The sequence below is a fragment of the Polynucleobacter sp. AP-Melu-500A-A1 genome (genome assembly GCF_018882125.1).
GTDB lineage: Bacteria > Pseudomonadota > Gammaproteobacteria > Burkholderiales > Burkholderiaceae > Polynucleobacter.
On record NZ_JACVOZ010000010.1, the window covers coordinates 1 to 2,406 of the forward strand.

Sequence of the window (2,406 nt, forward strand, 5' to 3'; positions counted from 1 at the left end):
TGGCCGGTGTAATGGTGATCGAACCGTTGGTGACCTTAGTGCTGTAGTTGCTATTGGTGGTGCTCGCTGCCAAGAGATCAGCCACAGTATTCTGGCTGACATTGGTGGCCTTCGCCGAGCCGCTCACGACTAGACCTGCGGTAGCCGCGGTTTCAGCACCAACATAACCGGCTACTTGATAGGTGTTCACTTGCTCTGCGCCGTTATAGGTTGGCGTGGTCACATTACCAATCACCGTTAAGGTGGCCGGTGTAATGGTGAGGCTACCTTTAGCAGTAGAAATAGTTTTGTAGTTATTGGCGATAGCACCATTGCTATAAATTAATGTATACGCAGAATCATTCTGCATGCCTTGAGCTACATTAGTAGCTTTAGCATAAGCTGCAGAATTAACAGTAATACTTTCACCCTCAACTACGCCATAAACTACTGCCCCACTATTAGTCTGTTGTGAGCCGGTATAGACCGAGGAGGTTTTAGCACCAACTATCGTGAGTGGGGCTTTAGTAATAAATGCACTGACAGTCCCACCGGTTAATGTGTAATTAGCATCAGATAATGCCAATGAATTGCTAGTGAATTTAGTATAGCCACCAGCATTCGCTGAAGCTACTTGAGCGTTACCACCAGTAATATATGGTGAATCACTAGCAACCATGCCAGTTAGGAGGTAGTCAAAGTTGCTAGCTAAAGTAACTGGAGTAACGTAGAAATCCTTTGTTCCATCATAGGTTTTAGTTGCAGCAATATTCAGAACTAGAGCAGCCGTATTTAAGGTCACTTCATTAGGTGAAGAATTGACAGTTGTACCAGCTGCTAAAGTGCTACTTGCAGCACGATAGCTTGAATTAATAGCATAGTTACTTAATGAAGCTGTGCTTTTAGCCCCAATCGCGTCAATGCTGGTGACATAGTTCGTACCGTTATCAACTACGTTGGAACTATTAGCAGTCACTCCCGTTACCGTGAGAGTTTCATTATTGACCATACCTGCAACATTGATAGTGGCATTGTCCTTAGTGAAGCTAGTCGTGCCGTTGTAAGTACCGTTTACGGAAATAGCTAATGGCGCTGGGTTAATAGTGGCTTTATTTTGAGTATTGCCATTTGTCGCGTTGTAAGCAACGTTGAGAACATAGTTGCCCATCGAAGCAGTACCACTACCGATAGTAATGCCAGTTACGTAGTTATAGCTATTGGCTAATACATTAGGGTTATAAACCGCAGCACTACTAATGCTAGTGATCGTATCCCCACCCTGTAAACCATTGCTTGTGAATGCACTTCCTGGTGCAATCGTATTAAGACCAGTGTAAGTTCCTGTGACGGTAATACCTAATGGTGCGCCAGTGATATTAACTGCAGAGCAAACTGGGCCTAAAGCATTATAGTTTCCAGCGATACCGCCATTGCTACTACTGCCCAAACTTAAACCAGTAGTTGTACTTAAAACGGTGCCTGTTTGAACATTAGCACTTGCTAAGTTGCTGCTATTACCGCTACCGGTTACGGTGAAGGTTTCACCATTTACACCGTTAGCTACTAAATTGCTACCAGCAAACGCAGTACCAGCGTTATAGACCTGGCTACCAGTTAATACCAATGTTGCTTTGGTAACAATGGCTGTACCAGATCCACCAACTAAGGTGTAGTTTCCGCCAGAATTATTACTGAGGGCTAAAGTACCAAGACTTAAAGTTTGTGATCCAGCAGCAACATTAGGTGAAGATGCGCTACCGCTGCCACCAGTTGCAATGCCAACGGTATCACCCAAGATGGCATTAGTTACTGTCAATGTGGTACTACCGCAGCAACCATTAGAAATCGCAAATGTACCGTTGCCATCATAGGTCTTGCTACCTGAAATGGTCACACTAATTGGAGTAAGGGTTACAGAATTTGGTGATGTAGCTGCAGATGCGCCAGCAGCCAACGGATCATTAGGGGCCTGATAGCTTGAATTAATAGCATAGTTGCTTAATGAAGCTGTACTGCTACCAGCAATGCTAGTAATGCTAGTCACGTAATTGGCACCATTATCAACTACGTTAGCACTATTAGCAGTCACTCCCGTTACTGTAAGGGTTTCACTATTGACCATGCCTGCAACATTAATGGTTGCATTGTCCTTAGTGAAATTCTTAGTACCGTTATAACCGGCATTGCTGACGGTAATGGCTAATGGGGCCTTGCTTAAGGTCACGGTGTTATCCGTAGTGTTTACTGGCGCATTGGTAGTGGCTGTACCACTAGCGCTGCTACTGATGGTGTAGTTATTCAGTAAGTTAGTCGCATTACCAGTACCTGTGACACCGGTGATGTAGTTGGTTAGGTTATCAGCCACATTCGCGCTACTGATTGCCACGCTCGTGACCGCATCGCTACCGACTAAGCCATTGGTCTTAA

At 44.7% G+C, this 2,406-nt stretch carries 1 protein-coding gene; it reads right to left on the bottom strand.

The window, feature by feature from the left end; translation table 11 throughout:
- A partial coding sequence (locus tag ICN38_RS11490; RefSeq protein ID WP_216257238.1) for a YDG domain-containing protein occupies positions 1 to 2,406 on the bottom strand: 2,406 nt, incomplete at both ends.